The 20,264-nt window shown below is 72.0% G+C and carries 18 protein-coding genes and 2 pseudogenes; 15 read left to right on the forward strand and 5 right to left on the reverse strand.

Translation table 11 applies throughout. The features are described from left to right. Positions 1–5: 5 nt before the first annotated feature. Together J1792_RS22480 and J1792_RS22485 are read right to left on the reverse strand one after the other, a co-directional pair. Positions 6–1,322, reverse strand: a complete 1,317-nt coding sequence (locus J1792_RS22480) for a D-arabinono-1,4-lactone oxidase (protein WP_207248044.1) — start codon at positions 1,320–1,322, stop codon at positions 6–8. Next, complete coding sequence (locus tag J1792_RS22485) at positions 1,285–2,526, reverse strand: MFS transporter (RefSeq protein ID WP_086567253.1); 1,242 nt, start codon at positions 2,524–2,526, stop codon at positions 1,285–1,287. The genes J1792_RS22480 and J1792_RS22485 overlap by 38 nt, the downstream gene beginning before the upstream one ends. 144 nt (positions 2,527–2,670) lie before the next feature. On the opposite strand from J1792_RS22485, the gene J1792_RS22490 reads away from it, so the two are divergent. Next, entirely contained in the window at positions 2,671–3,816 is a 1,146-nt protein-coding gene (locus J1792_RS22490) for a ferrochelatase (protein WP_207248045.1), read from the forward strand. Further along, a complete protein-coding gene (locus J1792_RS22495; protein WP_207248046.1) occupies positions 3,813–4,613 on the forward strand; it encodes an inositol monophosphatase family protein in 801 nt (266 codons plus the stop codon). Before J1792_RS22490 ends, J1792_RS22495 begins: the two co-directional genes overlap by 4 nt. Positions 4,614–4,698: 85 nt before the next feature. Here J1792_RS22495 and J1792_RS22500 read toward each other — a convergent pair whose 3' ends face one another. Next, positions 4,699–4,866 carry a hypothetical protein gene (locus tag J1792_RS22500; RefSeq protein ID WP_179198786.1) on the reverse strand — a complete coding sequence of 56 codons (168 nt, stop codon included), beginning with the start codon at positions 4,864–4,866 and terminating at the stop codon, positions 4,699–4,701. Between the two features lie 298 nt (positions 4,867–5,164). Here J1792_RS22500 and J1792_RS22505 point away from each other — a divergent pair. The 4 genes and pseudogenes from J1792_RS22505 to J1792_RS22520 all read left to right on the forward strand — a co-directional run bounded on the left by J1792_RS22505 (position 5,165) and on the right by J1792_RS22520 (position 8,622). Further along, positions 5,165–5,816: pseudogene (locus tag J1792_RS22505) on the forward strand (response regulator transcription factor). 6 nt (positions 5,817–5,822) lie between these two features. After that, the gene (locus tag J1792_RS22510; protein WP_207248047.1) at positions 5,823–7,091 is read left to right on the forward strand and encodes a sensor histidine kinase; all 1,269 of its coding nucleotides are present in this window, start codon (positions 5,823–5,825) and stop codon (positions 7,089–7,091) included. A gap of 407 nt (positions 7,092–7,498) precedes the next feature. Then, complete coding sequence (locus J1792_RS22515) at positions 7,499–7,795, forward strand: DUF4193 domain-containing protein (RefSeq protein WP_086571686.1); 297 nt, start codon at positions 7,499–7,501, stop codon at positions 7,793–7,795. 14 nt (positions 7,796–7,809) lie between these two features. Then, on the forward strand, positions 7,810–8,622 hold the full coding sequence (locus J1792_RS22520) for a hypothetical protein (RefSeq protein WP_242646341.1): 813 nt from the start codon (positions 7,810–7,812) through the stop codon (positions 8,620–8,622). A gap of 3 nt (positions 8,623–8,625) precedes the next feature. On the opposite strand, the gene J1792_RS22525 is transcribed toward J1792_RS22520, so the two are convergent. Next, the gene (locus J1792_RS22525; protein ID WP_086571688.1) at positions 8,626–9,069 is read right to left on the reverse strand and encodes a DUF3093 domain-containing protein; all 444 of its coding nucleotides are present in this window, start codon (positions 9,067–9,069) and stop codon (positions 8,626–8,628) included. Positions 9,070–9,128: 59 nt separating this feature from the next. Between J1792_RS22525 and J1792_RS22530 the strand changes: the two genes are divergently transcribed. The 8 genes and pseudogenes from J1792_RS22530 to J1792_RS35860 all read left to right on the forward strand — a co-directional run. Continuing rightward, a complete protein-coding gene (locus tag J1792_RS22530; protein WP_086571690.1) occupies positions 9,129–9,713 on the forward strand; it encodes a PaaI family thioesterase in 585 nt (194 codons plus the stop codon). An 88-nt stretch (positions 9,714–9,801) separates the two neighbouring features. Beyond that, positions 9,802–10,299 carry a dUTP diphosphatase gene (dut, locus tag J1792_RS22535; RefSeq protein ID WP_086571692.1) on the forward strand — a complete coding sequence of 166 codons (498 nt, stop codon included), beginning with the start codon at positions 9,802–9,804 and terminating at the stop codon, positions 10,297–10,299. Continuing rightward, entirely contained in the window at positions 10,259–11,086 is an 828-nt protein-coding gene (locus J1792_RS22540; protein ID WP_242646342.1) for a DUF3710 domain-containing protein, read from the forward strand. The genes dut and J1792_RS22540 overlap by 41 nt, the downstream gene beginning before the upstream one ends. A 326-nt stretch (positions 11,087–11,412) precedes the next feature. Next, positions 11,413–11,502 (forward strand): K(+)-transporting ATPase subunit F, encoded by a 90-nt coding sequence (kdpF, locus tag J1792_RS22545; protein WP_043188605.1) that lies wholly within the window; start codon positions 11,413–11,415, stop codon positions 11,500–11,502. A gap of 8 nt (positions 11,503–11,510) precedes the next feature. Next, positions 11,511–13,202 carry a potassium-transporting ATPase subunit KdpA gene (gene kdpA / locus J1792_RS22550; RefSeq protein ID WP_086571696.1) on the forward strand — a complete coding sequence of 564 codons (1,692 nt, stop codon included), beginning with the start codon at positions 11,511–11,513 and terminating at the stop codon, positions 13,200–13,202. After that, a complete protein-coding gene (kdpB, locus tag J1792_RS22555) occupies positions 13,199–15,307 on the forward strand; it encodes a potassium-transporting ATPase subunit KdpB (protein WP_086571698.1) in 2,109 nt (702 codons plus the stop codon). Before kdpA ends, kdpB begins: the two co-directional genes overlap by 4 nt. A 4-nt stretch (positions 15,308–15,311) precedes the next feature. Then, positions 15,312–15,962 carry a K(+)-transporting ATPase subunit C gene (gene kdpC / locus J1792_RS22560; RefSeq protein WP_086571700.1) on the forward strand — a complete coding sequence of 217 codons (651 nt, stop codon included), beginning with the start codon at positions 15,312–15,314 and terminating at the stop codon, positions 15,960–15,962. Positions 15,963–16,193: 231 nt separating this feature from the next. Then, positions 16,194–16,595, forward strand: a pseudogene (locus J1792_RS35860) (RICIN domain-containing protein); the annotation flags it as partial. A 299-nt stretch (positions 16,596–16,894) separates the two neighbouring features. Here J1792_RS35860 and J1792_RS22570 read toward each other — a convergent pair. Further along, positions 16,895–17,431, reverse strand: a complete 537-nt coding sequence (locus tag J1792_RS22570) for a GNAT family N-acetyltransferase (RefSeq protein WP_207248048.1) — start codon at positions 17,429–17,431, stop codon at positions 16,895–16,897. A 231-nt stretch (positions 17,432–17,662) separates the two neighbouring features. On the opposite strand from J1792_RS22570, the gene J1792_RS22575 reads away from it, so the two are divergent. Further along, positions 17,663–20,218, forward strand: coding sequence for an ATP-binding protein (locus tag J1792_RS22575; protein ID WP_207248049.1), 2,556 nt, complete (start codon positions 17,663–17,665; stop codon positions 20,216–20,218). The last annotated feature ends 46 nt before the right edge of the window (positions 20,219–20,264 follow it).

Raw genomic sequence — 20,264 nt, forward strand, 5'->3', positions numbered from 1 at the left:
GCGGCTCACTCGCCCAGGACGCGCCGCAGGTAGTCGTTGCCGAACACGCGGTGCGGGTCCAGCCGGTCCCGCACCGCGGCGAACTCCCCGAAGCGCGGGTAGACCCCGGCCAGATACGCCGCGTCCCGGCTGTGCAGCTTCCCCCAGTGCGGCCGCCCGCCGTGCGCGGTCATGATCTGCTCGGCCGCCGTGAAATACGGCCGGTGCGGCGTCCCCCGGTACATGTGCACGGCGATATAGGCGGTGTCCCGCCCCGACGCCGTGGACAGCGGGATGTCGTCGGCGGGCGCGGTCCGCACCTCCACCGGGAAGCCGATCCGCAGCCCCCGGCGCTCGATCATCGCCCGCAGCTCCCGCAGGGCCGTCATCGCCGCCTCGCGCGGCAGGGCGTACTCCATCTCCAGGAAGCGCACCCTGCGGGGGCTGGTGAAGACCTTGTACGGGATGTCGGTGTACGTACGGGCCGAAAGGGCCCGGCCCGAGAGCCGGGCGAGCCCCGGCACGGTGGCGGGCACGGCCCGGCCCAGGGCGCAGGCGGCACCGAAGACGCCGTTGGACACCAGTTCGTCGGTCACCCATCCGCTCACCCGCCCGATGGGGGCTGCGGGGCCCGCGCTGCGGTTGTTGCGCTTGGTGACACAGCTGTCGGTGTGGGGGAACCAGAAGAACTCGAAGTGCTCGTTCTCCGCGACCAGCGCGTCGAAGTCCTCGGTCACCCGGCCGAAGGCCATCGGCTCCTCGCGCGCCATGAGCAGGAACTCCGGCTCCATGGCGAAGGTGACCGCCGCGATCACGCCCAGCGCCCCCAGCCCCACCCGGGCCGCCGCGAACACCTCAGGGTTCTCCCGGGCCGAGCAGGTCAGCACCGAACCGTCGGCCGTCACCAGCTCCAGGCCCCGGATCTGGGCCGCGATCGCCCCCGAGTCCCGGCCCGTGCCATGGGTGCCGGTGCTGACCGCGCCGGAGACCGTCTGCTCCATGATGTCGCCCATGTTCGCCAGCGACAGGCCGTGGGCGGACAGCGTGCGGTTCAGCTCCCGCAGCGTGGTGCCCGCGCGGACCGTCACGGTGCCGGCGGCCCGGTCGACCGCGAGCGGCCCGGTGAGCCGGTCCGGGCATATCAGCACACCGTCCGTGGCGGCCACGGTGGTGAAGGAGTGGCCGGAGCCGGTGGCCTTCACCTTCAGTCCTTCGCCGGCCGCCCGCGCGACCGCGGCGGACAGCTCCTCCGTCGTGGCCGGGGCCACGGTCCGCACCGGGTGGGCGGTGACGTTCCCCGCCCAGTTACGCCAGGGCCTGCTCGCTCTCGTCGTCGCCGTCATCAGCGCCAACCCCCACCTGCTCAGGCGCCGGCCGCAGCCGGCGGTACCCGAGGAACGCGCCGGCGGCCGCGAGCATCCCCGCCGTGCCGGGCACCAGGTACCCCGCGGCGGCTCCGGCGGCGTCCACCGCCCAGCCGGCGGCCGACGAGCCGAACGCCACGCCGACCGCGAGCCCGGTGCTCGTCCAGGTCATGCCCTCGGTCAGCTGTGCGCGCGGTACGTACTGCTCGACGAGGGCCATCGTGGTGACCATCGTCGGCGCGATGGACAGGCCCGCGACAAAGAGAGCCACGGCCAGGAACGGCAGGTTCCCGACCAGTTGGAGGGGGATCATACTCACGGCCATCGCACAGACGCCCACAACCCAGCGCCGGGCCGGCTCGCCCTTCAGGTGCAGCAGTCCGAAGACCGCCCCCGCCAGGCAGGAGCCCAGCGCGTAGACGGCCAGCACCACGCTCGCCGCCGCCTTGTGGCCCTGCTCCTCGGCGAACGCCACGGTCACGACCTCGATCGAGCCGAACAGCGCACCCGTGGCCACGAACGTCGCCACCAGCACCTGCAGCCCGGGGGAGCGCAGGGCGGAGCCGCTCTCGTGCGCCTCGCGGGGATGCGGCCGGGGCTCGGTGGCCCGCTGCGAGGTCAGCCAGAACACCCCGGCCGCCAGGAAGCAGCCGGCCAGCAGCGGGCCCGCCTCCGGGAACCACGCGGTCGACAGGCCGATCGACAGGATCGGCCCGATGATGAACACCACCTCGTCGATGACCGATTCGGCGGCGTATGCGGTGTGCAGCTCGCGCGGCGAGCCGCCGTAGATCGCCGCCCACCGCGCCCGCACCATCGACCCCACGCTCGGCACGCAGCCCGCGCCCGCCGCGAAGACGTACAGCGTCCAGTCCGGCCACCGCTGGTGCGCGCACAGCAGCAGCCCCGCCAGCGACACGAGCGAGAGCACCGTCGCCGGGCGCAGCACCCGGCGCTGGCCGTGCCGGTCGACCATCCGCGAGACCTGCGGGCCGAGGACGGCCGCCGCGATCGCGTTCGTGGCGGTCAGCGCGCCCGCCAGCCCGTACCGGCCGGTGATCTGGGAGATCATCGTGACGATGCCGATGCCCAGCATCGACAGCGGCAGCCGGCCGAGGAAGCCCGCCGCCGAGAAGCCCTTGGAGCCGGGGGCGGCGAATATCGCGCTGTAGGGACTGGACAAGGACGGCTCCCGGAGGGTTCGGGGGAGGGGACGCGGACGAGGGTGCCGTAAGGGACGTAGGTGGCTGATACAGCTTACGTGCGCACGTTTGCGCGGCGCATCGTCATTTCCCGGCCGCCGGTGGCGGGTGGCAGGATCGGACGCATGTCGGATCAGCCAGCTCACGCCCCCTACGACGCCCTGCTGTTGCTCTCCTTCGGCGGGCCCGAGGGCCCCGAGGACGTCGTCCCGTTCCTGGAGAACGTCACCCGCGGCCGGGGCATCCCCCGGGAGCGGCTGAGGGAGGTCGGGCAGCACTACTTCCTCTTCGGCGGCGTCAGCCCGATCAACGACCAGAACCGTGAGCTGCTCGCCGCCCTGCGCGAGGACCTCGCCGCCCACGGCGTGGACCTGCCGGTCTACTGGGGCAACCGCAACTGGGCGCCCTACCTCACCGACACCCTGCGCGAGATGACCGCCGCCGGGCACCGCCGTGTGCTCACCCTGACCACCAGCGCGTACGCCTCCTACTCGGGCTGCCGGCAGTACCGCGAGAACCTCGCGGACGCCCTGGCCACCCTGACGGCGGAAGGCCTCACGCCCCCGCGCGTGGACAAGCTGCGGCACTACTTCAACCACCCCGGCTTCGTCCGCCCCATGGTCGACGCGACGATCGCCGCCCTCGGCCGGCTGCCCGACGACGTGCGGGCCGGCGCCCGGCTGGCCTTCACCACCCACTCCATCCCCACCTCCGCCGCGGACGCCTCCGGGCCCGCCGAGGGGCACGGCGACGGCGGCGCGTACGTCGCCGAGCACCTCGACGTCGCCCGGACCGTCGCGGCGGCCGTCCGCGAGGAGACCGGCACCGACAGGCCCTGGGACCTCGTCTACCAGTCGCGCAGCGGCGCCCCGCACATCCCCTGGCTCGAGCCGGACATCTGCGACCACCTCGAGACCGTGCACGGCGAGGGGGCGCCAGCCGTCGTCATGGTCCCGATCGGCTTCGTCTCGGACCACATGGAGGTCACGTACGACCTCGACACCGAAGCCACCGCCAAGGCCGCCGAACTGGGCCTGCCGGTGGCCCGCGCCGCGACCGTCGGAGCCGACCCGCGCTTCGTGGCCGCCGTGCGCGACCTGGTGCTCGAGCGCGCCGCGAGCGAGCGGGGCGAGCGCCCCGAGCGCTGCGCCCTGGGCGCGCTCGGCCCCAGCCACGACCTCTGCCCCGTCGGCTGCTGCCCGGCGCGGGCCCCCCGCCCGGCGGCCGCCGGGGCCGACAGCCCGTACGTCCAAGGAGCGAGCACCTCGTGACCGACACCCTCAAGGCCGAACTCCTGGCCGTGGCCCTCGAGGCCGCGGACCGGGCCGGCACCCTGCTCAGGGACGGCCGCCCCGCCGACCTGGGCGTGGCCGCGACGAAGACCAGCCCCATCGACGTCGTCACCGAGATGGACATCGCCGCCGAGAAACTCATCACCGGCATCCTCGCCGAGCGGCGCCCGCACGACGGGATCCTGGGCGAGGAGGGCGCCAGCGTCGAGGGCACCAGCGGGGTGCGCTGGGTCGTCGACCCCGTGGACGGCACCGTGAACTACCTCTACGGCCTGCCGTCCTGGGCCGTGTCCGTGGCCGCCGAGATCGACAGCGAGGCGGTCGTGGGGGTCGTCGCGGCGCCGGAGCGCGGCGAGACGTACCGGGCGGTGCGGGGCGAGGGGGCGTTCCTGGGGGAGCGGCGGCTGAGCGTCCGCCCGGCGCCCGGCCTCGACCAGGCCCTGATCGGCACCGGCTTCGGCTACCTGCAGACCCGGCGGGCCGCCCAGGCCGAGGTGCTGCGCTCGATGCTGCCGCAGGTGCGCGACATCCGGCGCGGGGGCTCGGCCGCGATCGACCTGTGCGACGTGGCCTGCGGCCGCCTCGACGGCTACTACGAGCGGGGGCTCAACCCCTGGGACTTCGCCGCGGGCGCGCTCATCGCGCGCGAGGCGGGCGCCCTCACGGGCGGCCGCCCCGGGCAGCGCGAGTCGGGCGAGCTGACCGTGGCGGCCCCGCCCGGGCTCTTCGAGCCGCTGCAGGAGCGCCTGGAGGCGCTGGGCGCCTGGCGCGACTAGGAGGCCGGCCGGGCCTGCGCATTACCCCCGGACGGCGCAGTGCCCCGGTGCCGGAGCCGGCACCGGGGCACTGCGGAACGGGGAATCAGGCCGCGTTGACGGGAACGCCGTGCTCGGCGGCGAGTCGCTGGAGGTCCTCCAGCTCGCCCTGCTCCACCTCGGCAAGGAAGTCGTCGCCGGTGCGGCGGGCGTGGTCGAGGTCGGACCGGGCGGCTTCTATGCGCTGCAGAAGGCCGGCGGTGAATGCGTCCATGGTGGTGCGCCCCCTCGTCGTGGGTCGGCGGCACGGGGGTGTGCCACGGCGAAACGATCACGCGCAGGGTGGTGCGCGTACGCCAAGGCGTACGGAGAAGCGTGATCGCGGGTGTGCAGACGTCTTCCCCACCCTCGTCGCGGCGGAAACCTTCGAGCGCGGAGTAATCCGGAATCCCTTCCCCGGCCGGCCTCCGGATACCCCTTACGGCCGGTTTATCGACATCCGAGGCAGGATGGAGTGACCCACCGGGGTCATCGAGGCTGCCCGTCAGGGCTCAAAGGGAAGGACCAACGCCGTGCGCGTACTCGTCGTCGAGGACGAGCAGCTGCTCGCAGACGCCGTCGCCACCGGACTGCGCCGGGAGGCCATGGCCGTCGACGTCGTGTACGACGGGGCGGCCGCCCTGGAGCGCATCGCCGTCAACGACTACGACGTCATCGTCCTCGACCGGGACCTCCCGCTCGTCCACGGCGACGACGTCTGCCGCAAGGTCGTCGAGCTCGGCATCCCCACCCGCGTGCTGATGCTGACCGCCTCCGGCGACGTCAGCGACCGCGTGGAGGGCCTGGAGATCGGCGCCGACGACTACCTCCCCAAGCCGTTCGCGTTCAGCGAGCTGACCGCGCGCGTGCGGGCGCTGGGCCGGCGTACGACCGTCGCCCTGCCGCCCGTCCTGGAGCGGGCCGGCATCAAGCTCGACCCCAACCGGCGCGAGGTCTTCCGCGACGGACGCGAGGTCCAGCTGGCACCCAAGGAGTTCGCGGTGCTGGAGGTGCTCATGCGCAGCGAGGGAGCCGTGGTGTCGGCCGAGCAGCTGCTGGAGAAGGCCTGGGACGAGAACACCGACCCGTTCACCAACGTCGTCCGGGTCACTGTCATGACGCTGCGACGCAAGCTGGGGGAGCCCCGTGATCGTCACCGTGCCGGGCTCCGGATACCGGATCTGATCACCGATGTCCTCCCCCGCCACCCCCACGCCCCCCGCCCCGCCGGCCCCACCGGCACCGCCCAAGCCCACCTGGGATCCCCGGCAGCCGGTCGTACGCCCCTTCCCGTGGCTGCGGCCGACCATCCGCATAAGGCTCACCCTGCTCTACGGCGGGATGTTCCTGATGGCCGGCGTGCTGCTGCTGACGATCATCTACCTGCTGGCCGCCAACGCGCTGAGCGTGGGCAGCGAGCCGCTGATCAGACTGATAGACGGCAGCAAGGTCACCGTGACCGGCTCCACCTGCCCCCAGCTGAAGTCCCCCGGCCTGACCGCCGACGATGCCAACCGCATCCTCGAGACCTGCATGCAGCACCAGCGCGCCATGGCCCTAGAGTCCCTGCTGCGCCGCTCCCTGCTGGCCCTCCTCGGCCTCGCCGTCATCGCCTTCGCCTTCGGCTACGCCATGGCCGGCCGGGTCCTCTCGCCGCTGGGCAAGATCACCCGGACCGCCCGCCGGGTGGCCGGCACGGACCTGACCCGGCGCATCGAACTGGGCGGGCCGGACGACGAGTTGAAGGAGCTGTCCGACACCTTCGACGAGATGCTGGACCGGCTCGAGCGGGCCTTCACCGCCCAGCAGCGGTTCGTGGCCAACGCCTCGCACGAGCTGCGCACGCCGTTGGCGATCAACCGCACGCTGCTCGAGGTCAGCCTCTCCGACCCCGCCGCCTCCCCGGAGCTGCAGCAGCTGGGCAAGACGCTGCTGGCCACCAACGAGCGCAGCGAGCAGCTCGTGGAGGGCCTGCTGCTGCTCGCCCGCAGCGACAACGAGATCGTGGACCGCAAGCCCGTGGACCTCGCCGAGGTGGCCTCCCAGGCCCTCGACCAGGCCCGTACGGAGGCCCAGGCCAAGGGCGTGGAGCTGCGCGGCACCCGGCAGCCCGCCGTCGTCCAGGGCAACGGCGTGCTGCTGGAGCGGATCGCGCTGAACCTGGTGCAGAACGCGGTGCGCTACAACTCCCCGGACGGCTGGGTGGAGGTCACGACCCTGACCCGGCCCGGGCAGGCCGTGCTGGTGGTGGAGAACACCGGCCCGGTGGTCCCGGCCTACGAGGTGGACAACATCTTCGAGCCCTTCCGCCGGCTGCGCACGGAGCGCACGCGCAGCGACAAGGGCGTCGGGCTGGGCCTGTCGATCGTGCGCTCGGTGGCCCGCGCGCACGGCGGACGGATCACCGCGGAACCCCGTGAGGGGGGCGGCCTGGTCATGCGGGTCGTGCTGCCCGCCTGACCCGCGTCGCGGAGTCTGAGAGAATAGGGCGGCCATCGGTTCGCTTTGGGCGGAATTTTCCCGTTCCGACCGTCACCGTGGCTGTGTGTGTTCAGTCACATGCGCAGACTTCAAGCCATCTACTCTCCGTAGTCGGAACCGGCCGGGAGACGCCTGAAAAATGGGGGTTTCCGGGGGTCCTGATCACGGGAAGTACACGGGATGGCATGGCCGCACACGGTTTTCGGACCGTGTACGGTCCCCATCGCCACCCATCCCGATCACCTCTTCAGGTGTGCGGTTGGGTGTCGATTGAGTAACAGACCTTGATGTGAGGCAAAATCTCCGCCTCGGGTCGGGCACAAGTCCGGCCTCTCACGCGTTACGTGCGCTGGAGACACCGCAGACACCCAGAGGGGGAGAGCGACATGGCAACGGACTACGACACCCCACGTAAGACCGACGATGACGTCAATGAGGACAGCATCGAGGAACTGAAGTCCCGGCGGAACGACAAGTCCGCTTCGAGCGTCGACGTGGACGACTTCGAGGCGGCCGAGGGCATGGAGCTGCCCGGCGCGGACCTCTCGAACGAGGAGCTCGCCGTACGGGTCCTGCCCAAGCAGGCCGACGAGTTCACGTGCATGAGCTGCTTCCTCGTGCACCACCGCAGCCAGCTGGCCGGTGAGAAGAACGGCCAGCCGATCTGCCGCGACTGCGAGTGAGGCGAGGGTCTGCCATGGCAGGCTCGACCCCGTTCCGGAAGCGGCGCTCCCGGCAGCCCGGGCTGACCACCGGGCCGGCCGCGGACGCACCCGGCGACATGGTCGACGCGAACGTCGAGCGAGGCCGTGCGGCCTCGCTCGCCGCCGCGGTCGTCGGCCGTAGCGCCGAGACGGCGAGGCGGGGCGGCCGGGGGGCGAGGGCGGGACTGACCGCCGTCGTCGACCGGATCATCATCAACGCCCCGCGCGTCCCCGTGCGGGACCTCGCCACCCTCCGCGCCCAGTTCCCCGGCCTCGGCCCGGAACAGATCGCGGACAAGCTGGTGGCCGGTGCCGCGTACGGCACCTCCACCGTCGGCGCGAGCGTCGGTGCGGCGGCCATGCTGCCCGTACCGCCCGCCATGCCCGCCGAGCTCGCGGCGGAGATCGTCGGCGTCGCCGCCGTGGAGTTCAAGCTCATCGCCGAGCTCCACGAGCTCTACGGCGTGCGGGCGCCCGGGAACGCCCGCCAGCGGGCCATGGCGTACCTCGGCGCCTGGGCCGACGAGCGGGGCATCGACGTGATGTCCCCCCTGAGCGTCAACGCGGCCCTCGGCGTCCAGCTCAAGCGTGAGCTGCGCCAGCAGATCCTCAGGCGCTCGTTCCGCAACCTGCCGAACCTCGCGCCCTTCATGATCGGCGCCGCCGTCGGCGCCGCGATGAACCGCCGCGACACCAAGCGGGTCGCCGGCAAGGTGCGCAAGGACCTGCGGACCCGCCAGGTGCCCTGGCACGAGCTGCCCACCGCCCCCTCCGGGCCGCCGGAGCAGGGCCTGGGCCTGGCCTAGGCCCTACGCCCGAACGGCGGCGAGAGCGGCCGCCAGGCGCTCGGGGGAGCGGGTGGAGAGGTAGAGGTAGGGGGTGGGGTCCGCCGGGTCCGTGACCTCGATCCGCAGCGCCGTGGGCACATAGCCGCGCAGCAGCATGAACGCCCGGGTGTCGGCCTTGTGCGTACGCCAGGCACGGGCCTCCTCCGCGTCCAGCACCTCGGGCTCGCCCAGCGCCTCCACCGGAATCCGCGCGTCCCCGGCGATGAGCGCGCCGCCCACCACCCGGATCCGCACCGAGCCGTACGAACTGACCGCCACCGCCGTGAGCGCCCCGCCGCCGATGAGGCCGCAGAGCATCGGCAGCGTGCCCAGCGGCAGCAGGATCAGTGCCATGGCGATCCCGGCGAGAACCGCGATGAACCACCAGGAACGGGGCGCGGTCAGGCGTTCTTCGTAAGGCTGCATACGCACAAGCTTGGCACGGGCGGGACCGGGTGCCGCCGTCGCGGGTAAGGTCAGCCCCTGTGAGTGGACGAACGACAGCGGCGACACCGCCGCCCGGCGCCGCGCCTCCGGCGCGGCACCCCGAAGCCCCGGCACCCGGCGAGATCATCGGGTCGCACTACGAGTACTGCTTCGGCTGCGGCGGTGGAGTGGCCCATGGCCTGCACCTTCAGACGCGGGCCGGCGAGGGCGTCAGCGTCACCGCCGAGTTCCAGGTCAAGGAGGCCCACCAGGGCGCTCCCGGGCTGGCGCACGGCGGAGTGCTGGCCACGGCCCTGGACGAGACGCTGGGCGGCCTGGGCTGGCTGCTGAGGGTCATCGCCGTCACCGGCCGGCTGGAGACGGACTTCGTCCGCCCGGTGCCGGTGGGCGCGGTGCTCCACCTCGAGGCCGAGGTCGTCGCGGTGGCGGGACGCAAGATCTTCTGCACCGCCACGGGCCGCATCGGCGCCCCCGACGGGCCGGTCGCCGTGCGCGCGGACGCGCTGTTCATCGAGGTCAAGATCGACCACTTCATCGAGAACGGCCGCAAGCAGGAGATCCAGGCCGTCCTCGCCGACCCCGACCAGGTGAAGGTCGCCCGAGCCTTCGAGGTGAACCCGTGAGCGGCGCACGCGAGGCCTCCGGGCCGCAGTCGGCGTACGAGCCGCACGTTCGCCTCGCGGGCGGAGAAGCGAACAGGAGCAAGCACTGATGCGTCCGCCCGTCGACGTCCTCATCCGCCGGGTCGACCCCGAGGTGCCCCTTCCCTCGTACGGTCACCCCGGCGACGCCGGGTGCGATCTGGTCACCACCGAGGCCGCCGAGCTCGCTCCCGGTGAGCGGCTGGTGCTGCCCACCGGCATCTCGATCGCGCTGCCCGACGGGTACGCCGCGTTCGTCCATCCCCGTTCGGGCCTCGCCGCCCGCTGCGGGGTGTCCATGGTCAATGCCCCGGGCACCATCGATGCCGGGTACCGTGGAGAGATCAAGGTGATTGTGGTCAATCTGGACCCGCGCGAGAGCGTCCGGTTCGAGAGGTTCGACCGCGTCGCCCAGTTGGTAGTCCAGCAGGTCGAGAAGGTCCGCTTCCACGAGGTGGCGGAGCTTCCCGGCTCGGCACGGGCCGAAGGGGGCTTCGGGTCCACCGGTGGCCACGCTGCCGTGGGGAATGGATTCGCTTCGGTCGCCAGCGACCGGGAAGGACAGTGACGTGTTCGGTCGTCGCCGCAAGCGCAGCGAGGACGTCGTCGAGAGTGCCGACCGCCTCGACGACGTGACCTCCGATGAGTCGGTGGGGGACGCCCCCGCCGACGAGGACGCATATGCCACCGCGGCCGCGAGCCGGATCCGGCTGGAGCCGGAGCCGCGCCCCGACGGGCCGTGGGACATCTCCGAGGTCAGGGAGCCCGGCGACGGGCGCGTGGACCTCGGCGGGCTGTTCGTGCCGGGTGTCGAGGGCATGGAGCTGAGGGTCGAGGTCGCCGGTGACGCGATCGTCGCCGCGACCGTGGTGCTGCGCGACAGCGCCGTGCAGCTCCAGGCGTTCGCCGCTCCCAAGCGCGAGGGCATCTGGCACGAGGTCCGGGAAGAGATCGCCGGCGGCATCACCCAGCAGGGCGGTGTCGTGGACGAGGTCGAGGGGCCGCTCGGCTGGGAGCTGCGGGCCCAGGTGCCCGTGGCGCTGCCGGACGGCACCCAGGGCGTACAGCTGGTGCGCTTCGTCGGCTGCGACGGGCCGCGCTGGTTCCTGCGCGGTGTGATCTCGGGCCAGGGCGCGGTGCAGCCGCAGACCGCCGGGCTGCTGGAGCAGATCTTCCGCGACACCGTCGTGGTGCGCGGCGATTCGCCGATGGCGCCCCGCGACCCGATCGTGCTGAAGCTGCCGGAGGACGCCCAGATGGTGGCCGAGGGCCTGCAGCAGGAGGAGCAGGGTTCGCGCTTCGCGGGCGGCGTCGACCGCCTCAACCGCGGCCCGGAGACCACCGAGGTGCGCTGACCCACCCGCCCGGTCACCAGGCGGCCAACCGGCCGCCGGGCGGCCGGAATCTGCCGTTTCGCTGGGCCGGAACCCCGTACAGGGGTTCCGGCCCAGCGGCGTTTTCGCAGGTCCGGGCGGCGTGCGTATGGATCCCGTCAAGGGGGCGCTAATGGCCGTAAGGGAGGCGTCAACGGACCTCCTACCGATCGGTAGTGGTTGTTTCCTCTAGAGGTCCGTTCATCCGAACCTCTCTAGGAGCACACGATGGCCGATGTGGCCTTCGTCGTCACCACGATCGCGGTCTTCGCGTTGGTGGCTCTCGTCGCCAAGGGGGTGACGAAGCTGTGACCGCCGAGAACATCGTCGGCCTCGTCGTGGCCGTCGCCCTGCTGGGCTACCTGATCCTCGCCCTCGTCTTCCCGGAGAGGTTCTGAGCACAGACATGAGTCCCGTCCTCTCCGGAATCCTCCAGCTCGTCGCGCTCATGGGCGCCCTGACCCTCGCCTACCGCCCGCTCGGCGACTACATGGCCCGCGTCTACGGCTCCGACAAGCACCTGCGCTCGGAGAAGCTGATCTACCGCCTCATAGGCGCCGACCCGAGCGCCGAGATGCGCTGGCCGGCGTACCTGCGCGGCGTCCTCGCCTTCTCCGCGGTCAGCCTCCTCTTCCTCTACCTGCTGCAGCGTCTCCAGGGCGTCCTGCCCGAGTCGCTGTCGCTGGGCTTCACCGCGATCAGCCCCGACCAGGCGTTCAACACCGCCGCGTCGTTCGTCGCCAACACCAACTGGCAGTCGTACTCCGGCGAGCAGGCCATGGGCCACGCCGTGCAGACGCTCGGCCTGGCGGTGCAGAACTTCGTCTCCGCCGCCGTCGGCATGGCCGTCGCCATCGCCCTCGTACGGGGCTTCGCCCGCTCCCGCACCGGCGACCTGGGCAACTTCTGGGCCGATCTGGTGCGCGGCACCGTGCGCATCCTGATCCCGCTCTCGGTCGTCGGCGCGCTGATCCTGGTGGCCTGCGGCGCGATCCAGAACTTCGCGGGCATCCACGAGATCGGTCGGCTCACCGGCGGCACCCAGCAGGTCAACGGCGGCGCCGTGGCCTCGCAGGAGGTCATCAAGGAGCTGGGCACCAACGGCGGTGGCTACTTCAACGCCAACTCCGCCCACCCCTTCGAGAACCCCGACGCCTTCACCAACCTCTTCGAGGCGTTCCTCATCCTCGTCATCCCCTTCTCGCTGACGCGGACCTTCGGCCGGCTCGTCGGCAACGTCAAGCAGGGCTACGCGATCCTGGCCACCATGGGCCTGATCTGGCTCGGCTTCACCGCGCTGATGATGTGGACCGAGTACGCCCACCACGGCGCGGCGCTGCAGGCGGCGGGCGGCGCGATGGAGGGCAAGGAGCAGCGCTTCGGCGTCGGCGCCTCCGCGATCTTCGCGACGACCACGACGCTGACCTCCACCGGCGCGGTGGACTCCTTCCACTCCTCCTTCACCGGTCTCGGCGGCGGCATCACGCTGCTGGGCATGATGCTGGGCGAGATCGCCCCGGGAGGCGTCGGATCCGGCCTCTACGGCATGCTCGTCATGGCGATCATCGCGGTCTTCATCGCGGGCCTGATGGTCGGCCGGACGCCCGAGTACCTCGGCAAGAAGATCGGCACCCGCGAGATCAAGCTCGCCGCCTGCTACATCCTCATCACCCCCACCCTGGTGCTGGGCTTCACCGCGCTGTCCATGGCGCTGTCCTCGCCGCCGGAGTCGATCCTCAACACGGCCGGCAACTCCGTGCACGACAGCGGCGCCCACGGCTTCTCCGAGGTGCTCTACGCGTTCACCTCCGGTGCCAACAACAACGGCTCCGCCTTCGCCGGCCTGAACGCCAACACGCCCTGGTACAACACCACGATCGGCCTCGCGATGCTCCTCGGCCGCTTCCTGCCGATGGTGTTCGTCCTGGCGCTGGCCGGCTCGCTCGCCGAGCAGAAGCCCGTCCCCGAGACCGCGGGCACCCTGCGCACCGAGAAGCCGCTCTTCGCGGGCCTGCTCGTCGGCGCGATCCTCATCATCACCGGCTTGACCTACTTCCCGGCCCTGGCCCTTGGCCCGATGGCGGAGGGACTCTCATGAGCACGACCACCCCTGTCCGTACGGAGTCCGAGGACCCCAAGGACGTCCACCCGCACGGCGACCAGGAGCCCGGCCGCGTCTCCGGCGGCCTCTTCGACCCGGCGCAGCTGCTGAAGTCCCTGCCGGACGCGTTCCGCAAGCTCGACCCCCGGGTGATGGTCAAGTCCCCGGTGATGTTCGTCGTCCTGATCGGCTCGGTGGTCACCACCGTGCTGGCGCTGAAGGACCCGGGCGACTGGTTCGGCTGGGCGATCACCGTCTGGCTGTGGCTGACCGTCCTCTTCGCCAACCTCGCCGAGGCCGTCGCCGAGGGCCGCGGCAAGGCCCAGGCCGACACCCTGCGCAAGGCCAAGACCGACACCGTCGCGCGGCGCCTGAACGGCGACAGCGAGGAATCGGTGCCCGGCACCGAGCTGCGCGTGGGCGACCTGGTCGTCTGCGAGGCCGGCGACATCATCCCGGGCGACGGCGACGTCGTCGAGGGCGTGGCCTCCGTCGACGAGTCCGCCATCACGGGTGAGTCGGCGCCGGTCATCCGCGAGTCCGGCGGTGACCGCTCGGCGGTCACCGGCGGCACCAAGGTCCTCTCCGACCGCATCGTCATCAAGATCACGACGAAGCCCGGCGAGACCTTCATCGACCGGATGATCAACCTGGTCGAGGGCGCCGCCCGGCAGAAGACGCCGAACGAGATCGCCCTCAACATCCTGCTGGCCTCGCTCACCATCGTCTTCCTGCTGGCGGTCATCACCCTCCAGCCGTTCGCCATCCACGCGGGCGCCGAGCAGTCGATGATCATCCTCGCGGCCCTGCTGGTCTGCCTCATCCCGACCACCATCGGCGCGCTGCTCTCCGCGATCGGCATCGCCGGCATGGACCGGCTGGTGCAGCGCAACGTCCTGGCGATGTCCGGGCGCGCGGTGGAGGCCGCGGGCGACGTCTCGACGCTGCTGCTCGACAAGACCGGCACCATCACCTACGGCAACCGCCAGGCCGCCGAGTTCGTGCCCGTCAAGGGCACCACGGCCGCCGAGGTGGCCGACGCCGCCCAGCTCTCCTCCCTCGCCGACGAGACGCCCGAGGGCCGCTCGATCGTCGTCCTGGCCAAGGAGAAGTACGGCCTGCGCGAGCGCCACGAGGGCGAGCTGGTGGGCGCCGAGTGGGTGCCCTTCACGGCGCAGACCCGTATGTCGGGCGTGGACGTCGACGGCCGCAAGGTCCGCAAGGGCGCGACCGGTTCGGTCGTGGCCTGGGTCAAGGAGAACGGTGGCACCGTCTCCGACGACGCCACCCGGCTCACCGACGACATCTCGCAGGCCGGCGGCACCCCGCTGCTCGTCGCCGTGGAGGACGGCAAGGGTGCTCGTGTGCTCGGCGTCATCCACCTCAAGGACGTCGTCAAGGAGGGCATGCGGGAGCGCTTCGACGAGCTGCGTGCCATGGGCATCAAGACCGTCATGATCACGGGCGACAACCCGCTGACGGCCAAGGCCATCGCCGAGGAGGCCGGCGTCGACGACTTCCTCGCCGAGGCCACGCCCGAGGACAAGATGGCGCTCATCAAGCGCGAGCAGGCCGGCGGCAAGCTCGTGGCGATGACGGGCGACGGCACCAACGACGCGCCCGCGCTCGCCCAGGCGGACGTCGGCGTGGCCATGAACACCGGCACCTCGGCCGCCAAGGAGGCCGGGAACATGGTGGACCTGGACTCCAACCCCACCAAGCTCATCGAGATCGTCGAGATCGGCAAGCAGCTGCTCATCACGCGCGGCGCCCTGACGACCTTCTCGATCGCCAACGACGTCGCGAAGTACTTCGCCATCATCCCTGCGATGTTCGCGGTGGCCTACCCCGGCCTGGACAAGCTCAACGTCATGGGCCTGGCCTCCCCGGAGTCGGCGATCCTGTCGGCCGTCATCTTCAACGCGCTGATCATCGTGGCCCTGGTGCCGCTCGCCCTCAAGGGCGTGCGCTACCGGCCGATGAGCGCGGACGCCATGCTCCGCCGCAACCTCCTGGTCTACGGACTGGGCGGCCTGATCTCCCCGTTCATCGGCATCAAGATCATCGACCTGCTCATCTCCCTCATCCCTGGCATCGGGTGACGTCATGAACATCTCCGTACGCAGCACGGCCCGCCTGCTGGGCGCCGGGCTCCGCGCCCTGCTCGTCCTCACGGTGGTCTGCGGTGTGATCTACCCGCTGGTCGTCACCGGCATCGCCCAGGCGGCCTTCCACGACAAGGCCAACGGCTCGGAGATCACGGCCGAGGGCAGGTCCGTCGGCTCCGAGCGGCTCGGCCAGACCTACGACCTGGAGACGAAGGACCAGGACGGCAACCCGCTGCCCGACCCGAAGTTCTTCCAGCCCCGCCCCTCGGCGGCCGGCCCCAACACCGAGAACACGCGCCACAAGCTGCTGGTCTCCGGCGCCTCCAACCTCGCCGCGGACAGCAAGGTGCTGCTGGACAACGTCGAGAGGCGGCGCACGGACGTCGCGGCCTTCAACGGCGTCTCCCCGTCCTCGGTCCCGGTGGACGCCCTCACCGCCTCCGCCTCCGGCGTCGACCCCGACATCTCGCCGGCCTACGCCCGCCTGCAGGCCAAGCGGGTCGCCAAGGCCAACGGCCTGGCGGCGGCGAAGGTCGAGAAGCTGGTCGAGGACCACGTGGACGGCCGGGTGCTGGGCTTCATGGGCGAGGAGCGCGTGAACGTGCTCGGGCTCAACGTGGCGCTGAAGAAGCTGGCCGCGAAGGGCTGACCGCCCGTCTTGGGGGGAAACGTCGGCAGGCGGGGCTCATCGCCCCGCCTGCCGACGTTCGGGTAGAGATCCCTCCGCTTGTTCAGCGTTGAGCTGATTGTCCGTCTATCTCCGCGTGCGGCAAGGTTTGAGCTGGCTACGATCGCCCGCATGAAGATCACCACGAAGCTCGCCACCATCGCGGCCTCCGGTGCCGCCGCCGTCGCGGTCGCCGGTGCCGCCACCGGCGCCATGACCCCGGCCGCGGCCCACGCCGCCGATGCGCGGGGCGCCCGTCAGCTCTTCGTCAACAACCACAGCAACCAGTGCCTGCAGATCGCGGACCCGAGCGCCGGCAACGGCGCTCCCGCCGTTCAGGGCTTCTGCGAGAACGGACAGAAGTCGCAGTGGCGCGCCGAGCGGATCGGCACGACGCGCGACTTCAGAATCGTCAACGTCGTCACCGGCAAGTGCCTGGAGATAGCCGACTCCCGCAAGGACGACGGCGCCCCCGCCCAGCAGTGGACCTGCGTCGACAAGCTCGACACCCAGACCTGGGCCTTCGAGTTCGCCAACGACAACGGGCTGATCTTCAACAAGAACAGCGCCAAGGTCCTCGAGGTCGAGAACTCCGCCATCAAGCCCGGTGCGCGCGTCCAGCAGTGGTCGTACGCCGGCGTCCCCGGCCAGGTGTGGCGCTCGGTCCAGGTCTCCGGCACCGCGAACCCCACCCCGCAGCCCTCGGTGCCGCCGACCGCGGAGCCCACCCCGCGGCCCACCACGGCCCCCAGCACCGCGCCGCGGCCCACCGCGCAGCCCTCGATACCGCCGACCACGGCCCCGCAGCCCTCGAAGGCCCCCACCACCCCGCAGCCGGCCGTGACCCCGTCGGCTAGTCGCTTCCGCCCCCGCCCCGGCGTCCCGGGGCGGGGGCGTCCGCGTGTCCGGGGTGCTCACCACACGTCGCCCGGGCGCCAGTCGCACGTCAGCTCGCCGTCGAGGTCGAGCGGCGTTCCCAGGGGCAGGACGTGGATGAAGCCGTCCTCGTCCGGGGTGCGCTCGATGCCCGTCGGGGCGAGCACCGACGACGGGCCGCGCCACTGCCGCCAGCCGCGGCCGGTGTACAGCGGTACGGCCTCGTCGGCCGCGCCGAGCGCCCCCAGCTCGTACGCGCCCCGGCGCAGCACGTGCTCCAGGGCCTCCATCACGGCCGAGGCGTGCCCCCGCCGACGGCGGTCGGCCCGTACCGCCACGGCCTCGACGTACCCCGCCCGCAGGGCGCGGCCGCCGTGCAGCAGGCGCCGTTGCACCAGCGAGCCGTGGGCGACGAGCTCGCCGTCCTCGTACCCCAGCGCGTGCATGCCGCCGATGCCGTGGTCCCAGTCCTCGTCGGTGAAGTCGCCCTCGAAGGCGTCGGTCAGGAGGGAGCGGATCGCGACGAGTTCGCCGTCGGCGAGGTCGGAGGTGTGAGCGGTGCGTGTGTCCGTCATGCGGATCAACCTCGCAACGGGGCGACAGGGGTGTCAAGGAGCCTGTCGTGGGGGTGACGGCGCGCGTTACGCCCGTAGGCGTCAGAGCTGCGTCAATACCTGCCGGTCGGCCGCCTCCGGCCCGAAATGTCCAAATCCTTGGCCGTAAGGTCGACGGTGCGCGACGGTGTGGCACCTCGGGGCGGACAACCGCCCCGAACACCGTCGCGATTCCTGAAAGACAATGGGGCCATGGGACGCGGCAATCTCCGGATCTACCTCGGCGCGGCACCGGGCGTCGGCAAGACCTACGCCATGCTCTCGGAGGCCCACCGCCGGGTCGAGCGCGGGACGGACGTCGTGGTCGGCTTCGTGGAGCACCACGGCCGCCCGCGCACCGAGGTGATGCTGCACGGTCTCGAGGAGGTGTCCCGCCGCGAGATCGCCTACCGGGACGCGGTCTTCACCGAGATGGACGTGGACGCCGTCCTCGCCCGCCGTCCCGCCGTCGTGTGTGTGGACGAACTCGCCCACACCAACGTCCCCGGCTCCCGCAACTCCAAGCGCTGGCAGGACGTCGAGGAACTGCTGCAGGCCGGCATCGACGTCGTCTCGACCGTCAACATCCAGCACCTGGAGTCGCTCGGCGACGTCGTCGAGTCGATAACGGGCGTCCGGCAGCGCGAGACCGTGCCCGACGAGGTGGTCCGCCGCGCGGACCAGATCGAGCTGGTCGACATGTCGCCGCAGGCCCTGCGCCGCCGCATGGCGCACGGCAACATCTACAAGCCCGACAAGGTCGACGCCGCCCTCTCCAACTACTTCCGCCCCGGCAACCTCACCGCCCTGCGCGAGCTGGCCCTGCTGTGGACCGCCGACCGCGTCGACGAGTACCTGCGGCAGTACCGCACCGAGCACAGCGTCTCCACCATCTGGCACGCCCGCGAGCGCATCGTCGTCGGCCTCACCGGCGGCCCCGAGGGCCGTACGCTCATCCGCCGCGCCTCCCGCATGGCCGCCAAGGGCTCGGGCAGCGAGATCCTCGCCGTCTACATCGCCCGCAGCGACGGCCTGACCTCCGCCTCGCCCAAGGAGCTGGCGGTCCAGCGCACGCTCGTGGAGGACCTCGGCGGTACGTTCCACCACGTCATAGGCGACGACGTGCCGGCCTCGCTGCTGGACTTCGCGCGCGGCGTCAACGCCACCCAGATCGTGCTGGGCTCCAGCCGCCGCAAGACCTGGCAGTACATCTTCGGGCCCGGCGTCGGCCAGACCGTCGCCCGCGACTCGGGCCCCGACCTCGACGTCCACATCGTCACCCACGAGGAGGCCGCCAAGGGCCGCGGACTGCCCGTGGCGCGCGGCGCCCGGCTCGGCCGGGGCCGGATCGTGGCCGGCTGGCTGGTCGGCATCGGCGGCCCCGCGCTGCTGAGCCTGCTGCTGACACGGGTCGTCCCGGACCTCGGGCTCGCCAACGACATGCTGCTGTTCCTGTGCACCACGGTCGGGGCGGCCCTGCTCGGCGGCGCGCTGCCGTCCCTGGCGTCGGCGGCGTTCGGCTCGCTCCTGCTGAACTACTACTTCGTCGAGCCGGTCCACCGCTGGACCATCACCGACTCCAAGAACATCGTCGCCATCACGATATTCGTCCTCGTCGCCATCTCCGTGGCGTCCGTCGTCGACGTCGCGGCCCGCCGCACCCACCAGGCCGCCCGGCTGCGGGCGGAATCGGAGATCCTCTCCTTCCTCGCGGGCAGCGTGCTGCGCGGCGAGACGAGCCTGGACGCCCTCCTGGAACGGGTCCGCGAGACCTTCGGCATGGAATCCGTCGCCCTGCTCGAGCGCGCCAGCGACGTCGACCCGTGGACCTGCGCCAGCAGCGTCGTGACCAGCGACGGCAAGCCCCTGCTGCGGCCCGAGGACGCGGACGTGGACATGCCGGTCGGCGACAACATGGCCCTCGCCCTCTCCGGCCGGGTGCTGCCCGCCGAGGACCGCCGCGTGCTGGCCGCCTTCGCCGCGCAGGCCGCCGTCGTCCTGGACCGCCAGCGGCTGGTCGGCGAGGCGGAGGAGGCCCGCCGGCTCGCCGAGGGCAACCGCATCCGCACCGCCCTGCTGGCCGCCGTCAGCCACGACCTGCGCACCCCGCTGGCCGGCATCAAGGCCTCCGTGACCTCCCTGCGCTCCGACGACGTCGCCTGGTCGGCGGAGGACGAGGCCGAGCTGCTCGCCGGCATCGAGGACGGCGCCGACCGGCTCGACCACCTGGTCGGCAACCTGCTCGACATGTCCCGGCTGCAGACCGGCACCGTCACCCCGCTGATCAGGGAGATCGACCTCGACGAGGTGGTCCCGATGGCGCTGGGCGGCGTCCCCGAGGGCAGCGTCGCCCTCGACATCCCCGAGACGCTGCCGATGGTCGCCGTCGACCCGGGGCTGCTCGAGCGCGGCGTGGCGAACATCGTCGAGAACGCGGTCAAGTACAACCCGCCCGGCGCCGCCCCCGTCCTGGTGGCTGCCAGCGCCCTCGGCGACCGCGTCGAGGTGCGGGTGGCCGACCGGGGGCCCGGCGTGCCCGACAGCGCCAAGGACCGCATCTTCGAGCCCTTCCAGCGGTACGGCGACGCGCCCCGCGGCGCCGGGGTGGGCCTCGGCCTCGCGGTCGCGCGGGGCTTCGCCGAGGCCATGGGCGGCACGCTGGCCGCCGAGGACACCCCGGGCGGCGGGATGACCATGGTCCTCACCCTCCGCGCCGCGCCCGGGCGGCCGCCCGTACGACCGGACCTGCCGGCCCAGGCCACGACGTGACGCCCGCCGCGGCCGCACGGACCGCAGAACGAACCGGACCAGGATT

This window comes from Streptomyces triculaminicus, from assembly GCF_017349075.1.
Taxonomy (GTDB): domain Bacteria; phylum Actinomycetota; class Actinomycetes; order Streptomycetales; family Streptomycetaceae; genus Streptomyces; species Streptomyces triculaminicus.

Bases quoted from the DNA above. Each gene is read 5' to 3' on its own strand.
- J1792_RS22480 (WP_207248044.1), bottom strand. From the start codon at position 1,322: ATGACGGCGACGACGAGAGCGAGCAGGCCCTGGCGTAACTGGGCGGGG.
- J1792_RS22490 (WP_207248045.1), top strand. From the start codon at position 2,671: ATGTCGGATCAGCCAGCTCACGCCCCCTACGACGCCCTGCTGTTGCTC.
- J1792_RS22500 (WP_179198786.1), bottom strand. From the start codon at position 4,866: ATGGACGCATTCACCGCCGGCCTTCTGCAGCGCATAGAAGCCGCCCGG.
- J1792_RS22510 (WP_207248047.1), top strand. From the start codon at position 5,823: ATGTCCTCCCCCGCCACCCCCACGCCCCCCGCCCCGCCGGCCCCACCG.
- J1792_RS22515 (WP_086571686.1), top strand. From the start codon at position 7,499: ATGGCAACGGACTACGACACCCCACGTAAGACCGACGATGACGTCAAT.
- J1792_RS22520 (WP_242646341.1), top strand. From the start codon at position 7,810: ATGGCAGGCTCGACCCCGTTCCGGAAGCGGCGCTCCCGGCAGCCCGGG.
- J1792_RS22525 (WP_086571688.1), bottom strand. From the start codon at position 9,069: ATGCAGCCTTACGAAGAACGCCTGACCGCGCCCCGTTCCTGGTGGTTC.
- dut (WP_086571692.1), top strand. From the start codon at position 9,802: ATGCGTCCGCCCGTCGACGTCCTCATCCGCCGGGTCGACCCCGAGGTG.
- J1792_RS22540 (WP_242646342.1), top strand. From the start codon at position 10,259: ATGGATTCGCTTCGGTCGCCAGCGACCGGGAAGGACAGTGACGTGTTC.
- kdpA (WP_086571696.1), top strand. From the start codon at position 11,511: ATGAGTCCCGTCCTCTCCGGAATCCTCCAGCTCGTCGCGCTCATGGGC.
- kdpB (WP_086571698.1), top strand. From the start codon at position 13,199: ATGAGCACGACCACCCCTGTCCGTACGGAGTCCGAGGACCCCAAGGAC.
- kdpC (WP_086571700.1), top strand. From the start codon at position 15,312: ATGAACATCTCCGTACGCAGCACGGCCCGCCTGCTGGGCGCCGGGCTC.
- J1792_RS22570 (WP_207248048.1), bottom strand. From the start codon at position 17,431: ATGACGGACACACGCACCGCTCACACCTCCGACCTCGCCGACGGCGAA.
- J1792_RS22575 (WP_207248049.1), top strand. From the start codon at position 17,663: ATGGGACGCGGCAATCTCCGGATCTACCTCGGCGCGGCACCGGGCGTC.